The sequence below is a fragment of the Deltaproteobacteria bacterium HGW-Deltaproteobacteria-2 genome (assembly GCA_002840505.1).
GTDB lineage: Bacteria > Desulfobacterota > Syntrophia > Syntrophales > Smithellaceae > Smithella.
On the sequence record PHBC01000002.1, the window covers coordinates 299,327 to 320,608 of the forward strand.

A 21,282-nucleotide genomic window follows, 5' to 3' on the forward strand; every position below is an offset into this window, starting at 1 on the left:
TCTATCGCAGGTGTTCATATATAACTTTATATGTCTCACGAAACTTAGTATAAGAATAATTTTGCTCTATATACTTCCGCGCAGCATTGCCGATCTTTTGCCTTCGCTCTTTATTTTTTAAAAGTTCAATTAAAGCGGAAGCAAGTTCCGACGAATTTTCAGGCAGCACCAACGTGCCTGTCATTCCGTCTTGAATAGCTTCCGGTAAACCATCAACACGACTGGCCACAACTGGTTTACCGCAAGCCATTGCCTCAACAGCGCTCAAGCCAAAACCTTCATAACGTGAAGGTACGGCCACAACATCCATGAGCTTTATATAACCCATAGCTTCATCCCATGGAAGTTTTCCTGTCCATGTTATCGAGTCTTCTATTTTTAGATTACAAGCAGAACTCTTTAGATATGAAAGCTGGTCACCATCGCCGACAATTAACAAATGCGCATTTCCCAGAACTTTCTTCACCTTTGCCAAAGCTTCAATCAATATATCTATTCCCTTTTCCCTGCTTAAACGAGCTACCGCGCCGATTACAATTTTCTCCTTAAGATTGTCGGCAATTTCAGACATCTTTGGGACGCTTGCTTCAAGAGCCACATCTATGCCAACAATATCAATTGCGTTAGCTACAGTAAAATGTTTAATTTCTTTTATTTGTTCCGGATTATTCAAATCAATAAGTCGCGTATCATTAAACCAGGATTTTTCCACAGCCTCGGACACGCATATGAACCCGTTTGCCAATCGAGACCCAAGTCTCAATAAAATCTTCTCCTTTAAACCATGAGGAGTACCCGGATAATTAACTGTAACCAAAATAACTTTAGCACCAGCCAGCCGAGCTGCTATAATGGGTAACAGCCCGGGAGTCATATACTGAATATGAATTATATCTGGTTTTTTTTTGCGTAAGATTAATGCAAGAGAACGTATAAACTGAACAGTACCAATTGTTCTTGACCAATTCAAGAGAGTTATCTCAGTGCCAATTGCTTTAAATTCTTTTACAACGCTCTTGTCATTTTCGAAGTAACAGCAAATCTCGACATTATATCCCGATTCAATCAATGCACGTGATAACAATAGCGTCTGCATCTCCGTTCCGCCGCGCATAAGGCAGGAAATGGCAATTATAATTTTTTTATTTAACAATAGAGTCATTCCATTCTACATCTTTCGCATATATTAATTTCGGGGTCTCTGAATCAATCTCTCCGGAATAAATAAACATGGTCCAACGTATGAAGAATCTTCAAAATTGATATACTCTCGAAAATACATGTCGAAACAGCGATAGCCATGTTCCTGCAGGAACTTGCTCACATCCCTGCCGCAGTAACCAAACATTGGCCAGTTGTAAGGATGCAATTCACAAAAAATTATATCCGGCTGCATAGCTTCCCATGGAAATCCATTTAGTACCGGCAACTCCGCACCTTCGACATCTATCAATAGTAGATTAACTCTGTTCAACTGAAAATTAGCCAATATATTGCGAAGAGTTTTAACTTTGACTTCGCAATACGCTGTTTCTTTTGTACGACCTTTCGAAATAAGATAGCTTTCCGAACCCTTTGATACGAAATTTGTGACGCCATCAAAATCGGATACAGCACATTCTATCACCTGAACGACATCTTGCAGCGTGTTACGGGCTACATTACTTTTGAGAATTTTGCTATTAACAGTGTCCGGTTCTATTGCTATGAGAACACCTCCACCACGCTTCTTGAGTATTCCTCCCATCAAGACAGCATACTCACCATGATGTGCACCAACATCAATGACGATGGGTTTTTGCGGTAATATAGAAATGGCATTGCAGACTGCGTTTGCTTGTACTAAATCAGAATAAGCAACTATCTTATTCCGGCAATCTTCAGACGGATACTTCAGGCCCCTCCGCCCCGGCCATACGGTATCAGGGTGGAGATTAAGTGCAAGCCCCATAGCCCTTTCCCGCCTTCCTCCAGACAAGCGCCAAATATTCTTCAAAATCATTTTCCACATAATATAGATAGATCTTTTAAAATGATTGACCATGGTTTTCTTTCCGCCTTTTCACGAATATTAACTCGCTCTGTTTTTTTGTTGATTACCTTTTAGTAAAATCAGATCGCATTTTTTTTATCGTATCAAGGCAGAAGACATATCCATGAGAAATCCCCAAATTACTCTTTTCTGCCAGCAACCACATTAATTTTGCCCATAGGGGCAGATTTTGTTTCATATTCCCTTGAACAATATTTTCGAGCTCATTTGCATTTTCTATAGCTTTCAATATTCCCCGATGGTCATTATTAAGTAATCTATAAAAAAGAAATTCGTTGATGTATTTGACGGCTGCGCCGTAAATAAGTTTTTTATCAGATTCGTCAAATATACATTCAGAACCTTTAGATTGTAGTGTTTGAAATATATAATCAGTTGCCAGTTTTTCAGTAAGATTAGTTTTTGCAGTTTCCGATTCGGCATGCAATCTAAAACTTGCAAGAGGGAAAGAGACACCGGCAACCTCCGTAAAACTACCAACTCTGTAAAAGAAATCATCATCTGCTAAAAGACCTGCTTCTTTGCGATATGTACATTTATTTAATAACAGTTCACGAGATGTAGTTACTCCCGGGCAACGATGGATATGATTATTTGAAACAACGCCCATTAGATAATGATGAGCATAATCTCTGCCTGAATAAAGCACAGGTACCAATGAATGAGGTCGAGGAGGTTCTTTGATAATCAAACCGGAATCGTCTATGTAATTGCAAGCCGTAAAAAAGTGCCCAATATTAGGAAACTGTAGTAACGCTTTCTCGACACGTTCAATATATTCGGGATGGAGCAAATCATCTTGATGTATTATCGTAATATAATCACCTGTTGCCTTTGATATCGCTCTATTCCAGGCATCAACAAAGCCAGTGGCCTTGTCATTAAAATAATATTTTATTTTTTCACCATAGCTTTTAGCAATTTCTGCGGTACCATCAGTCGAATCATCATCCACAATAATTAATTCATCAGCTTTTCTGGTTTGTGCCAAAGCTGAAGCAATGGCACAATGTAAAAATCTCTCGCCATTGTAGGCAGGTATTACAATCGAAAAAGTTGATTTGTTCAATATGCTTTCACGCAATTTCTAATTTAAAATATCTAAGGAAATCATAAAGAGTATTGCCGGATAAATTCCGCTATTCCCGAGGCTGCCATTTCATAACCACGAGCACTCCAATGCGTTCCGCTAGGGCTGTAAATGTCTTTTTCTCCCCTGGCAATTGCCGCTTTTAGAGATTTATCTATTCTCGGTATATTAATTCCATACGTCATTAAATAATTCGAGATATTCTCTCTTTTTTTGAATAAAGGTATCGTAATATAATCAGCATATGCGGTTGATTTATCAGGTGCCAGCATAAAGATGAATAGGGTCTTGCCATTTGATTGAACACTTTCTTGAATACACTTTATGGCAGAGGCAGTTTTTGCGACATCATCTTTCTTCCAGGAAAGTTTATTCATATCACCTTCATATACCAAGATTTCACCACTTCTTCTATTCGAAAATAGGTTATTCTTTGTCAGAATAAATCTTTTTGTATTACGAGTATCTTTACCTGTAATATTTCTGATAATGGAATGTGTAACTACCGAGGCCGCGTATTTAAGGTTGATATTTTTAATATCAAAAATCTTTCTCTTCTCTTCATAATATTCAGCATGCGTATTAGCTGAATATCTTAATATAGGAATGCGGACTTCTTGATTGGTTTCCTGTTGGCAATTTATTTTGATATCATTGAAAAAATAAACAAGTTCGCGTTCCACGCATTGCAATATTAAAACTTTTGGTGGATTATTTTTAAATTGTTTACTCTGCAGGAATTCCGGGATTGACGTTTCTCTTATATTCAGCGTTTCATAGGAAAGTCCGATATCCTTAAAAAGGAATGGTTGCCACACGCCGCTTGTTGAAAAAGAGTCACCTATAATTAAAACGTCAGACTTACCACTATAATTCCTTTCTATATTGGCATAACCTTTTATTTTTCTTTGAGGAATATTCCAACCAAAATCGCGTTCCGCATAAGAGCCAAGCCTTGTGAGCTCACCTTCAAGTGGCTGAATGTAAAAAGCACCCAAAACTATAATTATTAAACACGAAGAAACAACTGATGATATTACAAAAACATACTTTTTAAACACATCAGGCATTACTTAAATACGGGCCTTTATCCATTAGAACTGAAAGTAAAGAAATTCGCTGAGCTGGTCTATCATTATAATGCTTATCGACATCACCAATGCAAAGTACGTAGCCCACTGCCAACTGGGCACCCACTTAATCCAAAGGGTAGATGTGGTTAAATGGCCACGATAAATATTAATCGCAGGCTTAAATTTCTGCATAAATTGCTGCGTGTTGGGCAAAAACCAAGCAATACAGATTAAAAGCATAATCAGCACAGGGGCCTGCAGTGCTTTTGTAAAAGCCGGCAGTGTACCGAAAATGACGCCACTGTTTTCAAGCCAATTACCCAGCGCGCCAAAATAATTCAACCATACTTCAGGCAGCACACATCCATTTAGCCCTAACATACCGCTGTAAACAGCAAAAGCGCTCTCCAAATTATCCGCCCTAAAAAGTACCCATGCGATTACAACGGCTATAAATGTCATTAATCGGGCAGTTAAACTTCCTATTAAAGTGGACTTATGCAAATCATGCCCAAAATATTTGCGCAAAGAACGCCAAGCCTGATTGATAACAAGATAAAAGCCGTGCAGGCTACCCCACAAGATAAATGTCCAGCCGGCACCGTGCCATAGACCACCCAGAAACATTGTTATCATAATGTTAAGATAACGACGCGCTGTTCCCAATCTATTGCCACCAAGTGGTATATAAAGATAATCCATCAGAAAACGAGAAAGGGATATATGCCAGCGCCGCCAGAATTCTATAATATTGTCAGCTTTATAGGGTGAATAAAAATTTAAAGGGATAGACACGCCAAATAATTTGGAAAGCCCGACGGCCATATCCGAATAAGCTGAAAAATCGAAATAAAGTTGCAATGAATAACCAATAGCCCCTGACCAAGCTTCAATCAACGTGAGTGCCTGACCTTTTGAAGCCGCTTCAAATATAGCCTGCGCTACAGGTGCAATACTGTCAGCCAGGACAACTTTTTTGAAAAGACCCAGTGAAAATATTGTAAGGCCCACAGCAATATTTTCATAACTAAACGAGTAGGTGCTTTTGCGACTGAATTGCGGGATGATTTCTTTATGATGGAGTATTGGACCTGCGATAAGATGAGGAAAGTAAGTAACGAATAAAGCATAATAAACCAAGTCTCTTTCCTTTACCTCACCTCTGAACGCATCAACAAGGTAAGCGATCTGGGTAAATGTGAAAAAAGAAATGCCTAGTGGAAGTATAACACTTCCCAGTGTCCATCCAGCGTCTGTGAGATTATTAATAGTTGAAAGAAAGAAGTTGACGTACTTAAAATAGCCGAGAAGACAAAGATTAGATGCCACCCCAAAAATCAGAATAGCTTTCTTGTGTATTGTGTTTTTTTCTGCATTCTCTTGCGCAAGCGCTGCACCAACCGAATAATTAAAAAGGATAGAACCTATGAGGAGTCCTACATAGGCCGGATTCCACCATCCGTAAAAGAAGAGTGATGCGGCAATGAGCCATACAGCGCTTATACGGTGGTTATGGCGGCCCAACATGAAATAAACCAGCACTGTAATCGGCAAGAAAAGAAAAATAAATATGTGAGAATTAAATAACATGCTTACTGTTGAACAAACCTACGATTACTTTTTAATTCATTTCATTTTGCATGCATTCATTGTTTATGACTTCGCCGAAAACCGTTTCTAGATCAGACACATATTTTCCCATAGTAAACTTCTCATTAGCCCAAGTATGTGCATTGTCCCCCATTTGTTTCAGAAGGGTTCGCTGTTGATATATAGTTTCAATTTTTTGTGCCAAATCCTCATGATTGTCTGGGGTATATAAAAAGCCGCTCCAGCCATCTTTAATAAGCTCAATTGTGCCTCCGCTTCTCGCGCCCACTACGGGCAAACCTTGTTTCATCGCTTCGACGGTTACTCTGCCAAAAGCCTCGTTCCTTGAACACATAAGCAAAACATCCGCCTTACGAATTAGCGCAGCAGGATTTTCAGTAAAAGGCAAAAAAGTGATTTTATCCGTAAGATTTTCTTCCGCGATGATTATTTCCAGTTTTGTTTTATAATCAAGACTCGCACTGCCAAGAAAAGTTAAACGGACGTCCAAATCTTTACGCACGAGAATTCCTAATGCTCTTATTGCATCATCAGGTTTTTTACTTTCAATAATTCTGCCAACCTGAATAAGATTGATTGTTCCTGTCTGAACACCTTTTGTTTCCTCACGATAGTTAGACTTTGGTATATCTACAGCATAATAAATTTTACATAGTTTATCTTTGCCTATAAAAGGACAAAATTTTTTGAATACAGCATCAGAATCGACAATTATTCTGTCCGAATAGTTACGTATAAACCCAAAAGTATAATTTTTCCCGAAATAGTAATCGAAACCGTGATCCTCTTCACCAAACTCATGAATATACCAGATATGCGGTATGCCTGCCCAGTGCGCCGCCAAAGCACCTGATGGAATGGTAATCGTATTTGTAACAGCTACATCCGGGGCAATTTGAAGCAAAACATCCTTCAATCTACGCCCCGATAAATAATTTGATGCGGCACGACGAACTCTTTGAATTAGGGACGGGTAAGGTTTACGAGAACAAGTCCAAAAAAGGTAAGGTGATATATATATAACCGCCCCGATGTTCTCTAACAGATTCACAAGCGGTCCCGTCCAAGGTAAAATCGCACTGATCTGATGCCCGCGCTCAATCAATCCCTTACAGGCTTCAAGCATGCTAAGTTCAGCGCCGTTTGTCTCAGCCGTATGTGAAAACCATGCAATTTTCAATTTTAGAACTTTCCTGCTTAAAATAATTCTTTAATTTATCACGTTGTGCGTATATTTTAAGAATGCATTAAAGTCACTTAAAGTCTTTAATGCAGCTTTTGGGAATTATCGCAGAAACACCATTTCTATTACTCGTAGCAAAGTTTAGAATATGATGCGTATCTTGCATGCGAAGGAGACATCGCCTTACACCAGGCCAACGAATCGAGTCATGAATCAAAAGAATGCCTTTTGGGGAAAGTTTTGGTAAAAATATTTGTATTTCTTTCCACAATCCAGTTTCAACATGCTCAGAATCAAGGAACATAAGGTCAAAATTTGTGTGTAAACTGCTAATTATGGCGTCACTTAATGTTGAACCGCACACCGGATATAAATCCAGTGCATTTAATCCTAGAGTGCTAATGTTATGCAAGGCTAAATCCAGAAATCTTTGTTCAACATCCACAAAATACAATTTGCGCTTTCCGCCAAGAGCTGAAAGCGCGTAAGCGATGTGTGTAGTAGTTGCACCCACAAAGCTGCCGGTCTCTAGTACTGTCTGGGCATCAAGCAAAAAAGCTATATCTGCGACGAAACGAGATACGTCAGGTTCTGCAGACCATACTTGATTCAAATCGCGGTTTCCCTTAAAGTAATCAAAGTTATTTAAAATAGAATAGGCAGGCAGTTCCTTCAATGACTTATTTGCTCGCTTATTTAGTAGTTTAAAAAAGTCGATAGGATTTAGATTCCCGTATACACTTCGGTAATGAGTGTCTTGATTTTCTAACTCTGCCGTAGCAATTTCAACCCATTTTGTGGTTTTAAGAGTCATTAATGCTTTGATTAACCTGAATCGTGTTCTAATACCGCTAATGTGTCGCCCCATATTAATACCCGCTTCGTCCGTTATTTGCCTTCCACTATTTCTTTAATTATCTGACGCCACCGGTCTTTCCACAAAAAAAGGCTGAATGCCGTTTGCGAGGTTTCCCAACCTCTCTTTTGCATCCTTTGACGTTCTTCGGAATTATCAACAAGTTTTAACAGGCCTTCCAGCAAGGCATCTTTTGTTGGTGGACAAAGGATGCCATTAAACCCGTCAATTATTTCCGTTATCATGCCGCCCATATTCGTTGCAATAACTGCACATCCGGCAGCCATTGCTTCAAGCACTGATAGACAGGTTGCTTCGCCGCATAGTGATGGAATTACGGCAATGTCATGCTTCTGATGAACGTGCAGAGCCTCCTCCGTCTTATATGATGTTAGAGTTACGCGTTTTTCATCTGAGAGCGCTTTTTTTATAAATTCCTCATCAGGTCCTTCACCGGCTATTGTGATTTCTAAATTAGGACGAAGTGCCAACAGTTCTTTGAATACATCGGTTATTATACGAGAGCCTTTCTCCGGCACAATCCTTCTGGCAAAGATTATTTTAAGCGGGTGGCAATTATTCAATTTTTCGCGGCGCTCATCCCATTCAGCCGTTGGCGCTGGATTGGGATTGTAAAAAAGTCTTCCTTTAAAATTTGTACCCCGAAAACTGCGATACCAGTTGAGAAAATACAGATCTACGGCAACTCGGTTGTAGCAGGTTTCAAATCTGCGTAATCCTCTTAATTGACAGCGGTAGCGAAAAATCTTTTCACCGATAGGATTGTGATAAATTTTATTAGGGGTAATAAGATGAATTTCTGCATCCCAGGCCAAACCATTCTGTACACAAATTGAATATGGATTGTCATTTTTGATCGAAAAGAAATCTGCAGCAAATATTTCGATCCTTTCTTTTGCGCCAGACTGCTTAATTGCTATATCCCTAAGATTTTGCACAACTTTTTCGTTAGATATGCCTCGACCAGGATATCCAGGTAAACCTACCACTCTTGTGTTACCCCATTTGACATCGAATGCATGTCCCGCGCATTGATAAACGGTTACATTGTGGCCCATTCTTTCCAGAAGTGGGCACATAAGACTGATTAATGTGCCTATGCCCCCGCCACCAACACTTTGTTCATCATCTTTGAGAAATTGTATGAAATAAATATCAGCGTTCATTACAAATCTTCCTTCTTAATTAGCTGGTCAGAATATCTTTAACTGTTTGATACTTTTTTTCGAACCTGAAAGTACCATCGGGATTTTTTCTTGTCATTTCATGTAATGTTTCCAGTATCCATCCCACTTTACCGCGCTGTGGCGGCGCAGTCCAATCGTCTTTTTCTGCGAACAACTGCTGATAATCGCTAATCATACGCTGTAAAGTAAATTTTTCTTGAGCCGTTTTCTGCGCCGCTTGTCTCATTAAATTCATGCGCGCCGGATTTAAGAGCAGATTGACAATGGCTGATGAAAAGCCCTCAACATTATCCACTTCGACCAGTATACCTGTTTCGTTGTCAGTCACAATTGTATCTGTTATTCCAGCCAGCCTTGAAACAACAGGCACCGCGCCACACATCATTGCTTCAACTATGGATAAACCAAAACCTTCAATACGCGTGGGAAGCAGAAAAATGTCAGCTTTAGTTAGTATTTCAGCAACTTTTTGTGGGGGTACACGGCCTGTAATGGTTAAGTTATTTCCAAAACCTTGTTGGACAAAATGATTTTTTATCTCATCCCCTAAAGGCCCGTATCCTATTATGTGCAGATGCGCTGTGGGATGTTTTAATAAGACGCGCCGCATTATAGGAAACAGCAAATCAGTGCCTTTGTTTGGCGCGACAAAACCGACAAATGCAATATTATAATTAATTTCAGGTGTAACCCTTTTTGCATTGAAAATATCATTATCAACACCATGAGGTATTACGGAAATTCTTTTTTTATTTTTATCTGAAATATAAAGAAGTGTGTTCTGTGCAACGCTTATGGTTGGCGCAATCCAGCGAAATATTCTATCCTCGAAAATCGAAGTAACCTGATAAAATCTTGAATCATCACTGTGGATGACAGAAACTGGTCTTATGGATATATTTAAAAGCGGCAATGCGTATTGGGCCAGTGCGCAGTGATTAAGCAACACAATATCGGGATTAATATTGTTAATAATATCGGCAACCAGAAAAATCTTATTAAGTGAGAGCGGTTTCTGTGAAAGATCATGAAAGGCCTTAGCATAGTTTTTTATTTTGTGATTGTCACTTTTGTCATTAGATGCAATACAATGAATTTCCCACCCGTTGTTTGAAAAACATTTTACTACATTATGAATATAAGATGCCATGCCGCCAAATTCTTTGAACCCCGGCGCAGCGCATACTATACAACCTTTTATTTGATTCATTATTACAGGTTCTTAATCAGCCACAGGCCTAAAGATTTATCTGAATAAATACCACCTGATTCAGTGCAGTTTTCATTGATAAGCAATAAAGGTTCGGGTAAATTAAAAGGTTGTTTCTGCAGATTAAGAGGACGCCAGCCTCTCGCTGAAACCATATCAACATTTTCATCAGCATTTGGGAAAGTGGTGGTAAGAAGATACGATGATCCACTCTTTTTTAAATTTGAGAGCGCTTTCAGAGCATCGAGGTTGGAAAGATGCACGAGACAGTCGCGGCAAAATATTAAATCCGCTTTCGTCGGCATTTCTTTCACTATATCCAACACCCCGAATTTTAAGTTATGTGCGGCGTATTTTTTCTTGTTGGCTACGATAATATGTTCGACGATATCAAAACCTTGATATTCGACACCTTCAAGGTTAACTATGCTCATCCATGTAAAGTCACCACATGGTACATCCACTAAAGAACGGATTTTATAATCAACTAATAGTTTAGCTATTTCCTGTCGTATTACGGCAGTCTGTTCTAATGAAGAACCAATACCGGAAGAAGGATGTCGTTTACCGGTAAAACCGCCTGTTGCGTAAATTTCCGTAAACTTTGCTTTATTTGATTTAAGCCGATAGCTGAAGTGTTTCCATTTTAAAATTAAAGCATAAAACATAATACAAACCTATTAAACAGTCTATTTTTTATAAGTTCTTTCACCAATTTTTCTTGCTGTCCCCCTAATGTTCAAAGGTTTTTCTCCTCACCGCACCAGTCCCCATGGACACTGCGCAGGAATCAATGATTCAGACAGATTTGAAAAAAGGTTTTTAAAAATAGTATCCGCAATCTTCAACCCAGCGCACTAGGATGATTTTGCAACGGAAAGTTGTTGAGAAATGTTGCGTGAAATATAAATATAATGTTCGAGTCATTGTTTTCATAGCTTTATATTAGAATCCCTGCAGATTATAGCCTGTGTTATATCCAATGATGAAAAATCCACTTTGGATCAAATATTAAGTCGGTTAATCTGCTCCACAACGCTTTTCTTGTTCTTTGAAAAGGAAACTTCATTGATTTTTGAGAAAACTGACATTGATTGATAGCAGCACCATATTTTTTTCTAATTTCATTAGCTTCATCATTTGAAATTTTAGAAAGCTGCGCAGTTTTCGAAGAGCTATGATGTCGGTAAATTGCAAGTGGATGTAATGTATGTGTAAATTCCCCGACCGCACAAAAACGCAAAAACATATCATAATCAAAACAACATATAAGTTTTCGATCAAAGCCACCGAGTTCGAAAAATTTATTTCTCTTCCAAAAACAAGCTGGTTGACTAAATTGCATACCATCTATCAATAAAGATTCCAAGGTTTGAGAAAAACCATAATACTTTTTCAGATAAATCAACTCAAGCGTCACATGATATGAACTGCCGATTAGTAAATTTTTATAAGGTACACTATTAAAAATCTTAGCAACATGCGAAAAGGCACTAGGTAGATAGCAATCGTCTGAATTTATCCATGCTATGATTTCACCGGTTGCTTTCTCAAAACCACGATAGATAGCATCTGCTTGGCCATTATCTTTTTCGCTAACCCAATATGTTAACCAAGGTTCATATTTTTTTATAATTTCAACTGAATTATCAGCACTACCTCCATCTATGATTATATATTCCAGATTAGGATAATTCTGGAGCAACACTGAACGAATCGTTTCTTCAAGAAATTGACCTTGATTGTAAGATGGCGTAACAATACTGATCTTCGGCCATGAGTTGCCATCTTTCATTTTAGAGGGCAATGGTTTTGATTCTTTAGTCCATGGCCAACCGGTTTTGTTTGGTGGTGGTGAAGGTAATTTAGCTATCATTTGTATTTCACTTTATAATATTGATTTTGCATTAGATCGGACAGAGCAGAAAATTTTCTGTGAAAAGCATTTGTACAAGTAATTCAGATTCATTATTAATTTTTACGATATTGGGTAATGAATATATCCCATAACCGATTTCATTCGTCATTATTATTAAGTCGTTTGGTTTATAACCATTAGCTTTTAAATTAACAGCGTTCCATTCAATTAAAATATAAGGTTTACACTTTTTAATACACTCCGTCGCACCCTTTAAAACACGAATTTCCGCACCTTCGACATCAATTTTGATTACTGAAACATCAGGCTTGCCGGGCGCCGCCCAAACATGGTCAATGGTTGTTACCGGTACTTTTATTGTTTTTTCCACGGGTGCTCTTCCTGTATTTTTGAAACCGTCGAAAGCACTAAGACTTGCGCTGCTTACATTAAAATCAAGTTCACCAAGTTCTTCACCAACGGCCTTGTTTATCACTACCCAGCGATTGTGAAACTGACTTTCTTCAACCGTTCGTAACAAATAAGGAATAGCATTGGGTGATGGTTCAAATGATAGACACTTGCATGTTGGTCTATTATAAAGAATCGGTATTGCCATTAGCCCTATATTAGCCCCAACATCAAAATAATAAGTATCTGCTTTGATGAGGGTGAGAATTAATTTCACCATATCATGTTCATATGTTCCCTGATCACAAGCTAAATTAAAAATATACGAATTTTTTGGGAAATATACCTTTGTACCGTAATAGGGAAAAGCACCTTTAAATCCTGGACATTTTCCATAGAGCCATTTTCTAATTTTTTTCTTCACTTTAAAATCCTTTCATTTAGAAATAAAGCATCGCACTGCAATAATTCGCCATCAGGTCCGCGAAAACCTGGTTCTAACTCCATAAATTTAAAACCCAGTGTATAAAATTGATTATATAGTATTATGAAATCACTCGCTTGATCGTAAAGAGGTTTAAATGATACTTCTGTCCAGACTATTGCCGTGTTACGAATTATTTCTGAAGCACCATCCAGAACTAAATGCTCTGCACCTTGGACGTCTAGTTTCATTAAGTCTAATTTTTCTATCCTTGCCTCCTTCACTATATCATCTAAAGTTCTTGCTGCGCATTTGATAACTGTTTTTCGCCCAAGATTTACATTAGAAAGCTCGGGTAAATCTCTCTTGATTCTTAACATTGAAGATGTGGCCTTTGCTTCATTGATTTCAAATTCAGTTACTCCATTTTGAGATGATGCTGCACATTCAAAAACAATAAAGCGCGGCTCATTGAAAATTATTTTTAGCTTTTCTGCTTTATCTGGGAGAGCCTCAACCAGTATTCCTCGGGTAATGCCACAATATCCATCAATCATCTTTGTAAAATCACCATCATGTGCGCCAACATCAGCAAGTATAATTGCACGGTTGTGTGGCAGATATTTTGTTAGAGAATTCGGCAGGCCATATCTGTTATAGGGGACCCCTAATCTCTTATATATCTTTTCTTTTATTATTTGTTTTAGTCCTGCTGCCACGTTTTATCACCATGTTTTTCATAGTTGATCAGGTTAAGTGGTAATTGAAGAGCTCCATATCCCCAGGATTGTAAGAGAACTCTTCTAGTATCGCCTCCAGGAGGGCGCGTCACTTCGAACGACAGGCAGTTTTCAATTCGATCAAAGTACTCATGGTCAGGTTCCGTCAGATCTATACTTATAAAATATACACCAACAGCCAAGTTCCCAATAGGAAAAGAAAACACTATTTTTTGAAGGCCCTTCTTAAGTAGGCATAATTGCTCTCCACAAAATGTACCCAGCGAACCAAATCCAACGGCACATCCTGTACCATCCGAGAACCGCAGATCAATACTCACATCTTTTTCTACCTCACTATATATTTCAAGATGCACAACCATCTCTGAATAGGCCGGTTTTTGTGACTGCTCTAAATTAGCTGATACTATTGAAGGCTTTCCATTTAGAACCTTTGATTTTTTGAATATCTTGCCTGAAGAAAAATCATTCAAGTAAGCACTGACAACTTTTTGAGTTAAATCGTCGAGTAAAATTTTGCCATTTTGTAAAAGAATGCAAGAATTACATAATTTCTGTATAGCACTCATATTATGACTAACAAATAAAACAGTTCTTCCTTCTTTGCCAACATCCGCCATTTTACCCAAACACTTCTTCTGAAACTGCGCGTCACCGACTGCTAACACTTCATCCACTACAAGAATTTCCGGTTCAAGATGCGCAGCAACGGCAAACGCGAGGCGCACATACATGCCTGAAGAGTACCGCTTGACCGGCGTATCTAGAAATTTTTCGATCTCAGCAAATGCCACAATCTCGTCAAACTTTCGCTTGATCTCAGCTCGGGTCATTCCCAGAATAGTGCCATTCAGGTAAATGTTTTCTCGCCCTGTAAGTTCTGGATGAAAACCCGTACCAACCTCCAACAAGCTGGCTACGCGGCCTTTAATGGTCACTCGTCCAGTTGAAGGCTCTGTAATGCGGCTTAAAATCTTTAATAATGTACTTTTCCCGGCTCCGTTTCTGCCTATGATTCCCACGGCCTCTCCGCGTTTTATCTCAAAATTCAAATCTTTGAGAGCCCATACTTCTTCCATCGTATCACCTTGGATGATGGGCTTCCCTGTCGCCAAGTCTTTGGTCTTGTTCCAGAGGTTTATCGCATTATGCATCAACACATCACGCAAGGCCACATAGCGGCCATTTTCTGCCTGATGGCCGATTGTGTATTTTTTGCCAAGATTCTCGGCCCTAATTATTACGTCACTCATATTATATCCGCGAAAGTTTTTTCCATCTTCCGAAAGCGGGAGACGCCCAGCCAGAGGAAGAAGGTGATGATAACAAGACTAAGCAGAAATCCTGGCAAGTAAATGGGGCTGTTGCCGCCAAGGATACACCAGCGGAAACCGTCGATGACCCCCACCATAGGATTGAGGTTGTAAGGCAGCCGCCATTGTTCCGGGACAATCTTACTGCTGAATCCTACTGGAGAAACATAAAGACCGAACTGCACCACGAAGGGTATGATATAGCGGAAATCCCGGTATTTTACATTGAGTGCAGTAATCCAGAGACCGGGTCCCAGGCTGGCCAGCAAGGCCAGGATTATGAAAAACGGCAGTAACAGCATTTGCCATCCGGGTGCAAATTGATAATAGATCATCATTCCGATGAGTATAACAAAGCTGATGAGGAAATCAATGAAAGCGGTTACCAGCGTTGCCGCGGGTATGATCAGCCTGGGAAAGTAAACTTTGCCGATCAAGTTGGCGTTGCCAATCAGACTATTGGACGATTCACTCAATGCGTTTGAAAAAAGAGACCAGGGTAGCATGGCAGCAAAGACCATCAGAGCGTAAGGTGCGCTGCCATCGCTCGGCAGTTTGGCAATGCGACCAAAAATAACGGTGAAGACGACCATTGTAAGTAATGGCCTGATAATTGCCCAGAGAATTCCGATGATGGTCTGCTTGTAGCGGACGGAAAGATCACGCCAAGCTAGAATTATAAAGAGCTCCCGATAGCGCCAAAGATCGGCCCAGTAGTTTTTCTCTGTGCGGCCGGGTTCGATGATGAGCACTTGTTCTTTTGTATCTGTGGAAGATGAGCTGGTCATAATGAAAAGTTTTAAGTTTTAAGGGTTAAGCACAAAAGCAAGAAGTTTAGACGCTTTGGAAGCTTTGAGGCTTTGCAATATCTTGCTTTAGATTGCCACGTCGCGCAAGGCGCTCCTCGCAATGATATACAAAAAGTGTGTATCGTGAAAATGAATTATCCACCTCCGTCCCGATTGCATCGGGACACCTCCGCCAGCGGAGGACACAACAGTACCTTATTCTGTGTCCCGCGTCGCTACGTCCCGACGACGTCGGGATTCGCCTTACGCTTCATACTTCACTTCGTTCGATTTCAGCTTAGCTCTCTAAAGGGTTAAGTAATTAAGTTTTGCCAGAGGTAGGGCAGTGACGTTTTTACCTATGGGGTACGTTTCGCTGCCCGGATAAATGACATAGCCCCGTTTGCATTGCAAATCTTCATAGGCATTCCAGAATCCTTTTGATACGGCGGGACTCAGAGAATATTTTATCTCGACAGGGACTGGCTTATTTTGTTGATCGAAATATAAGAAGTCTATTTCCGCGCCCGCGTTTGTACGGTAAAAATAGTATGGGCTGTTTTCAGATAAAAGAGCAACGATCTGCTCAATCACAAATCCTTCCCATGATGCGCCAGCAGATGGATGTCCTGTTAGATCGTCAAATGTCTTTATCCGCAGAAGGGCATGGTTTAGTCCCGAATCACGAATATATACCTTCGGCGATTTAATCAGACGTTTTTTTGTATTGGTGTGATAAGGCTGAAGCTGTCTCACTATAAATGTTGATTCCAGGATATCCAGATAACGGCGGACTGTCGGGGCGGAAATACCGAGACTACCCGCTATTTTGCTGGCATTCCAAAGTTGACCATGGCTGTGTGCGAGCATTGTCCAAAATCGGCGAAGTTGCATGGCAGGAATATGGATTTCAAGCTGTGGTATGTCCATTTCCAGGTATGTTTTGATATAGCTTTCTCTCCAGATAAAGCTTTCATCATCATTTTTTGCGAGGTAACTGTTTGGATATCCGCCGCGAAGAAGCAGTTTTTTGAATTTTCCGGCGTCTGTTTCGAAAAAATTCAAAGGCGAAAGCTCATGATAAATGATGCGGCCGGCAAGACTTTCCGATGAATGACGGATTAGTTCAGGTGATGCAGATCCGAGAATCAGAAAACGGCCGCCAATCCTGTTTTGATCAACCAGGGCTCTAAGGAGCGGATACAAAGACGGCATCCTCTGAATTTCATCAATAATGACAAGAGATTTCTCGAATTGCCGCAAATACAATTCGGCATCCTGAAGTTTGTTGAGGTCTGAGGGTAATTCAAGATCAAGATAGACAGCATCAGTCCTGACCATTTCTTTGACTGTTTTGGCGAAGGTTGTTTTGCCAACCTGTCGCGATCCCAAAATACCGACAACAGGGTAAGTCTTTAATGATTTTAGAATGATATCTTTTATTTTACGTTTGATCATTATTGTATATTAAAACATCAACTTTCATTTTGCAATGATAAAGTAAAAACAGTTTTAAGTACCATTTTAGAGGTTTGGATGGTTTGCAATCCGGTTTCCTCTCCCTTCGCCCCTTCCAGAGGGGGAGAGTGAATTGTGAATGGTGAAAACCACCGATTGTCATTCCGGCATGCTCCTGGCCGGAATCCAGAAATATTAATAATTAGTACCTTTGAAAAACAGTTTTAAGATTTAAGGTTTAAGTAAGACTTCTCGTCCCGACAAATCGGAATTCGAAGTGACATTTTTTCCTGGATTCCCGATCTGGTCGGGAATGACAAGGTACTTTTATTCTGCGAACTCGCCGGTGTCGATCCACTCTTTTTTCAGGATGGTCCAGAAGTCCTCGGCAAGGCCTTTACTGATGTATTCGTAGGGTAGCCAGCCGTAGCCATCTTCTCCCCAGCTTGTGCCCCATGAGTTCCTTATTAAAAGTGCGCCGGTAGTTTCCACCTTGTTATGCGTGTTCTTGATTTTTATCTTGTCGTCGTACCCTATGGCCACGATGGCATGTCCGCCTTCGATCTTCTCTTTCGCGGATGGGTAGGGAATACGCCCGGTTTTATCCGCCTGCTCGATAGAGTTGTAAACGGTAAAGCCAAACATGGCGGGATGCCCCTTTGCCATGTAGGTTTTGAGCTGGTTGAGCAGTTTTGCGGGATCTGTATTCGGGGGATCATGCCGGAAGTATGTGAGTGTCTGGTAGTTGGAAGCAAAGGCATAGGTAAAGGCGTTTGGTTCCAGGTCAAAGTTCTTTTCGTCGTCTGTGTATGGCCAATAGTCTTCCGGCGGTACTCCAAAGAGTATCATGGCACCCATGGTTGTCCGCAGGTAGGCACCGGTATCGCCTTTTGCTTTCATCAGGTTGCGGGTGACTTTGTAAAGAAAGAGACGCGAGGCGTCCGTATGTCTGCCGAAGGATTTTCGCTCGTAGTATTCGATGATTCCGGCTCCTGCATTGGCTGTGCAGGAACCAAGCATTCCCTGATCTTCAACAGGCGAACACCAGGGTCGTAGATCTACGGCAGCAGGCAAGCTGTCTGCCTTGATTTTTGTGCGCTTTGTGGATGTAGATTTAAGCAGTGTTTTTATTTCGTCGGTTTCTTCTGTGTAGTCCCTAAAATCCGGATAATCAGGAAGCCAACCCATGCCGCGTTTTCTTGAGAATGTGATCATTAGCACCTCCGTTTGAAAAATAGATGTTTAGATGAATAGATGAATAGATGATTAGATGTTTGGAAGATTAGAAGTTTTGTAATCCGTGAAAAACAAAGTTTTAAGATTTAAGTACCTTTTGTCATTCCTGACCTGATCGGGAATCCAGGAAAAAGCAATACTGGATTCCTGCCGGAGTAACATCCCGCGTATGCGGAACCGGAATGACAAAGAGTATCATTCTTGCTAATCCTCTAACCCTCTAACCCTCTAACCCTCTAATCTTCTCAAGGGTAGCCGGTGGGATTTTGGGATTGCCAGCGCCATGCGTCGGCGCACATATCGGCAAGATTGCGTCTGACCTTCCATCCCAGAAGCTTTTGCGCAAGTTTTGTATCTGCATAGCAGGCGGCAACATCACCGGGGCGGCGTTTGGTAATACGATAAGGTATCACCTTCCCTGATGCTTTTTCAAAAGCGTGCAGTATTTCCATAACGGTGTAACCGCTACCGGTACCCAGATTAATAATCTGCGGCGTTTTAAAAGTAGCCGTATCTATTTTTTTCAGGGCGGCCACATGCCCCTCTGCCAAATCCATAACATGGATGTAGTCCCGCACACCTGTGCCGTCTGATGTCGGATAGTCGTTACCGAAAATATTTACTTTTTTGTGAAGGCCCACGGCCACCTGACTGATATAGGGCATGAGGTTGTTGGGAATTCCCTGAGGGTCTTCTCCCATCAAGCCGCTTTCATGAGCGCCGACAGGATTGAAGTATCGCAGCAGGGCTATACGCCAAGCCGGATCGGCAACATGAATATCTTTGAGAATCTGCTCGATCATTTGTTTGGTGCATGCATAAGGACTAGCGGGCATCGTCAAAGAATTCTCTTTAATAGGAATGATGGATGCTTCTCCGTAAACAGATGCTGATGAGCTGAAGATTATTTTCTTCACGTCGCGCATGGTCATGACATTGCAAAGTGATATGGTGCTTTGTATGTTGTTTTCGTAGTATTTCAATGGTTCGGTAACCGATTCGCCTACGGCCTTGAAGCCCGCAAAATGAATAACCGATGCGATTGAGTGTTTTTGAAATACTTTGTCGAGGGCGGCAATGTCCCACAGATCGAGTTTATAGAAAATCGGCTGTTTACCTGTGACCTGTTTTATACGTTTTAGAACAGAAGCTTTGCTGTTAGAAAGGTTATCGACAATAATCGGGTCATAGCCAGCGGCCATGAGGGCCACAACGGTGTGGCTTCCGATATAGCCGGCTCCGCCGGTGACAAGAATAGAAGTTTGGGGGATTGGATGATTAGATGCTTTAGAAGTTGTCATTTGTACCTTTTCATTTTAGAAGTTTGGAGGATTGGATGATTAGATGCTTTAGAAGTTATCATTTGTACCTCGTCATTTTAGAAGTTTGGAGGATTGGATGATTAGATGCTTTAGAAGTTGTCATTTGTACCTTGTCATTTTAGAAGTTTGGAGGATTGGATGATTAGATGCTTTAGAAGTTGTCATTTGTACCTCGTCATTTTAGAAGTTTGGACGGATTGGATGTTTAGAGGATTAGTAGCTTCTAATCTTCTAACCTTCTAATCTCCTAATCTCCTAATCTTCTAATCTTCTAACCCTCTATCTTTGTCCTTATGCTGGTAATAAGGCTGTTGATCATTTTTGCCAGTTCTTCTATGTGAGAAAATAAATCTTCCGGAATTTGCAAAAGTCCAAGTTCTGCGCAAATAATTAAAATAGTTTCTGTCTCTGCTAAAGAACCTTTTGAAATATTAAGGAAATTAATAAAATCTTTCGCTGTTCTTCGATTTTTCCCTTCAGCAATATTCAATGAAACAGAAACAACAGCTCTTTTAAGTTGCTGCTTAAGATTATATTCCTCCGATTTTGGTAATTTGTCAGCTTCGGTGTAAACTTCCTTTATTAAGCATATACTTTTTTGCCAGACTAACAGATCTCTGTAAATATTTTTCGCCATTTTCTTCTAATCTTCTAATCTTCTAACCTTCTAAACCTCTAATCTTCTATCGTAGGTATTTAATTCCTGCTTGTGAATGGAGGTCGGTGCCGTAATGCGTATATATTTCCATCTTTCGCAATTTGTTGGCTGTTTTTTGTGCCTGAGAGCCGTAAAGTCCCAAGAAGCTGCCAAGATTTCCCTGAAAGGCACAGCCGATATCTTTAAGATAGTCTAAAATTGATGATCCATTTGGTTTTGAGCCTTCATCTTTACGTTGCGAGTTGGTAAATCGAAACCATGCCTTTTCCCGCTTCTCAGGAATGCCGAAAAGTTCACATCGCTCCGGATGAGCAATCATGGGAATAAAGCCTCTGCATTTGATCTTGAAGCAGGTTTCTTTGATGAATTCCTGCGGTATATGGATGGGAATCTCCACCATGATAAAATTTGTTTCACCAAGTGGCAATGGATCTTTTAAATATTCAGGCAGATACTCATCCAGGTAATATTCCCTGCCGGGAAAAAGCTCAATATCGATATTTTCTTTATCTAACCTTGCCCGCAAGGCAATGAGGGATGCCTTAACTGATTCATTGTTCGCTTCGTATACGCTTTTAATGAGGTGCGGTGTGCAGTAAACGGCGGTGAATCCTGCTTTGCACAATGCTGCCGCCATTTCTACTGATTCCTCAATGGTTGTCGGCCCATCGTCCAAACCGGGCAAGATGTGGGAGTGAAAGTCAATCATGGGATAAGATAAGATTTAAGTAATTAAGTATTAAGTAATTAAGATCAAAGTATTAAGATTTAAGTAGTTAAGAATTAAGTA

General features: G+C 40.3%; 20 protein-coding genes. All 20 read right to left on the reverse strand.

Annotated elements, in window-relative coordinates; all coding sequences use genetic code 11:
• Position 1: 1 nt before the first annotated feature.
• The 20 genes from CVU62_05705 to CVU62_05800 all read right to left on the reverse strand — a co-directional run bounded on the left by CVU62_05705 (position 2) and on the right by CVU62_05800 (position 21,129).
• Positions 2 to 1,162 carry a hypothetical protein gene (locus CVU62_05705; GenBank protein PKN38347.1) on the reverse strand — a complete coding sequence of 387 codons (1,161 nt, stop codon included), beginning with the start codon at positions 1,160 to 1,162 and terminating at the stop codon, positions 2 to 4.
• Between the two features lie 24 nt (positions 1,163 to 1,186).
• Positions 1,187 to 2,044 carry a hypothetical protein gene (locus tag CVU62_05710; GenBank protein PKN38348.1) on the reverse strand — a complete coding sequence of 286 codons (858 nt, stop codon included), beginning with the start codon at positions 2,042 to 2,044 and terminating at the stop codon, positions 1,187 to 1,189.
• A 52-nt stretch (positions 2,045 to 2,096) separates the two neighbouring features.
• A complete protein-coding gene (locus tag CVU62_05715; GenBank protein ID PKN38349.1) occupies positions 2,097 to 3,137 on the reverse strand; it encodes a hypothetical protein in 1,041 nt (346 codons plus the stop codon).
• Positions 3,138 to 3,163: 26 nt separating this feature from the next.
• Positions 3,164 to 4,213, reverse strand: a complete 1,050-nt coding sequence (locus tag CVU62_05720; GenBank protein PKN38350.1) for a hypothetical protein — start codon at positions 4,211 to 4,213, stop codon at positions 3,164 to 3,166.
• 24 nt (positions 4,214 to 4,237) lie between these two features.
• Positions 4,238 to 5,806 carry a membrane-bound O-acyltransferase family protein gene (locus CVU62_05725; GenBank protein ID PKN38351.1) on the reverse strand — a complete coding sequence of 523 codons (1,569 nt, stop codon included), beginning with the start codon at positions 5,804 to 5,806 and terminating at the stop codon, positions 4,238 to 4,240.
• Between the two features lie 31 nt (positions 5,807 to 5,837).
• Positions 5,838 to 7,007: a hypothetical protein gene (locus CVU62_05730; protein ID PKN38352.1), complete on the reverse strand. Its 1,170-nt coding sequence runs from the start codon at positions 7,005 to 7,007 to the stop codon at positions 5,838 to 5,840.
• 73 nt (positions 7,008 to 7,080) lie between these two features.
• On the reverse strand, positions 7,081 to 7,878 hold the full coding sequence (locus tag CVU62_05735) for a hypothetical protein (protein PKN38353.1): 798 nt from the start codon (positions 7,876 to 7,878) through the stop codon (positions 7,081 to 7,083).
• Positions 7,879 to 7,898: 20 nt separating this feature from the next.
• Positions 7,899 to 9,053 (reverse strand): hypothetical protein, encoded by a 1,155-nt coding sequence (locus CVU62_05740; protein PKN38354.1) that lies wholly within the window; start codon positions 9,051 to 9,053, stop codon positions 7,899 to 7,901.
• Positions 9,054 to 9,072: 19 nt separating this feature from the next.
• Positions 9,073 to 10,284: a hypothetical protein gene (locus CVU62_05745; protein PKN38355.1), complete on the reverse strand. Its 1,212-nt coding sequence runs from the start codon at positions 10,282 to 10,284 to the stop codon at positions 9,073 to 9,075.
• Positions 10,285 to 10,286: 2 nt separating this feature from the next.
• Positions 10,287 to 10,952, reverse strand: coding sequence for a hypothetical protein (locus CVU62_05750; GenBank protein PKN38356.1), 666 nt, complete (start codon positions 10,950 to 10,952; stop codon positions 10,287 to 10,289).
• Between the two features lie 305 nt (positions 10,953 to 11,257).
• Entirely contained in the window at positions 11,258 to 12,160 is a 903-nt protein-coding gene (locus CVU62_05755) for a glycosyltransferase (protein PKN38357.1), read from the reverse strand.
• A 31-nt stretch (positions 12,161 to 12,191) separates the two neighbouring features.
• On the reverse strand, positions 12,192 to 12,977 hold the full coding sequence (locus CVU62_05760; protein ID PKN38358.1) for a hypothetical protein: 786 nt from the start codon (positions 12,975 to 12,977) through the stop codon (positions 12,192 to 12,194).
• Complete coding sequence (locus tag CVU62_05765; protein PKN38359.1) at positions 12,974 to 13,696, reverse strand: hypothetical protein; 723 nt, start codon at positions 13,694 to 13,696, stop codon at positions 12,974 to 12,976. Before CVU62_05765 ends, CVU62_05760 begins: the two co-directional genes overlap by 4 nt.
• Positions 13,681 to 14,970 carry a polysaccharide/polyol phosphate ABC transporter ATP-binding protein gene (locus CVU62_05770; protein PKN38360.1) on the reverse strand — a complete coding sequence of 430 codons (1,290 nt, stop codon included), beginning with the start codon at positions 14,968 to 14,970 and terminating at the stop codon, positions 13,681 to 13,683. Before CVU62_05770 ends, CVU62_05765 begins: the two co-directional genes overlap by 16 nt.
• A complete protein-coding gene (locus CVU62_05775) occupies positions 14,967 to 15,818 on the reverse strand; it encodes a phosphate ABC transporter permease (GenBank protein PKN38361.1) in 852 nt (283 codons plus the stop codon). The genes CVU62_05770 and CVU62_05775 overlap by 4 nt, the downstream gene beginning before the upstream one ends.
• A 306-nt stretch (positions 15,819 to 16,124) precedes the next feature.
• Positions 16,125 to 17,276 carry an ATPase gene (locus CVU62_05780; protein PKN38362.1) on the reverse strand — a complete coding sequence of 384 codons (1,152 nt, stop codon included), beginning with the start codon at positions 17,274 to 17,276 and terminating at the stop codon, positions 16,125 to 16,127.
• Positions 17,277 to 17,603: 327 nt separating this feature from the next.
• Positions 17,604 to 18,491, reverse strand: coding sequence for a cysteine protease (locus CVU62_05785; protein PKN38363.1), 888 nt, complete (start codon positions 18,489 to 18,491; stop codon positions 17,604 to 17,606).
• Between the two features lie 266 nt (positions 18,492 to 18,757).
• Positions 18,758 to 19,813 (reverse strand): UDP-glucose 4-epimerase GalE, encoded by a 1,056-nt coding sequence (gene galE, locus CVU62_05790; GenBank protein ID PKN38364.1) that lies wholly within the window; start codon positions 19,811 to 19,813, stop codon positions 18,758 to 18,760.
• A gap of 292 nt (positions 19,814 to 20,105) precedes the next feature.
• Positions 20,106 to 20,471: a hypothetical protein gene (locus tag CVU62_05795; protein ID PKN38365.1), complete on the reverse strand. Its 366-nt coding sequence runs from the start codon at positions 20,469 to 20,471 to the stop codon at positions 20,106 to 20,108.
• Positions 20,472 to 20,517: 46 nt separating this feature from the next.
• Positions 20,518 to 21,129, reverse strand: coding sequence for a hypothetical protein (locus CVU62_05800; GenBank protein ID PKN38366.1), 612 nt, complete (start codon positions 21,127 to 21,129; stop codon positions 20,518 to 20,520).
• Positions 21,130 to 21,282 lie beyond the last annotated feature (153 nt).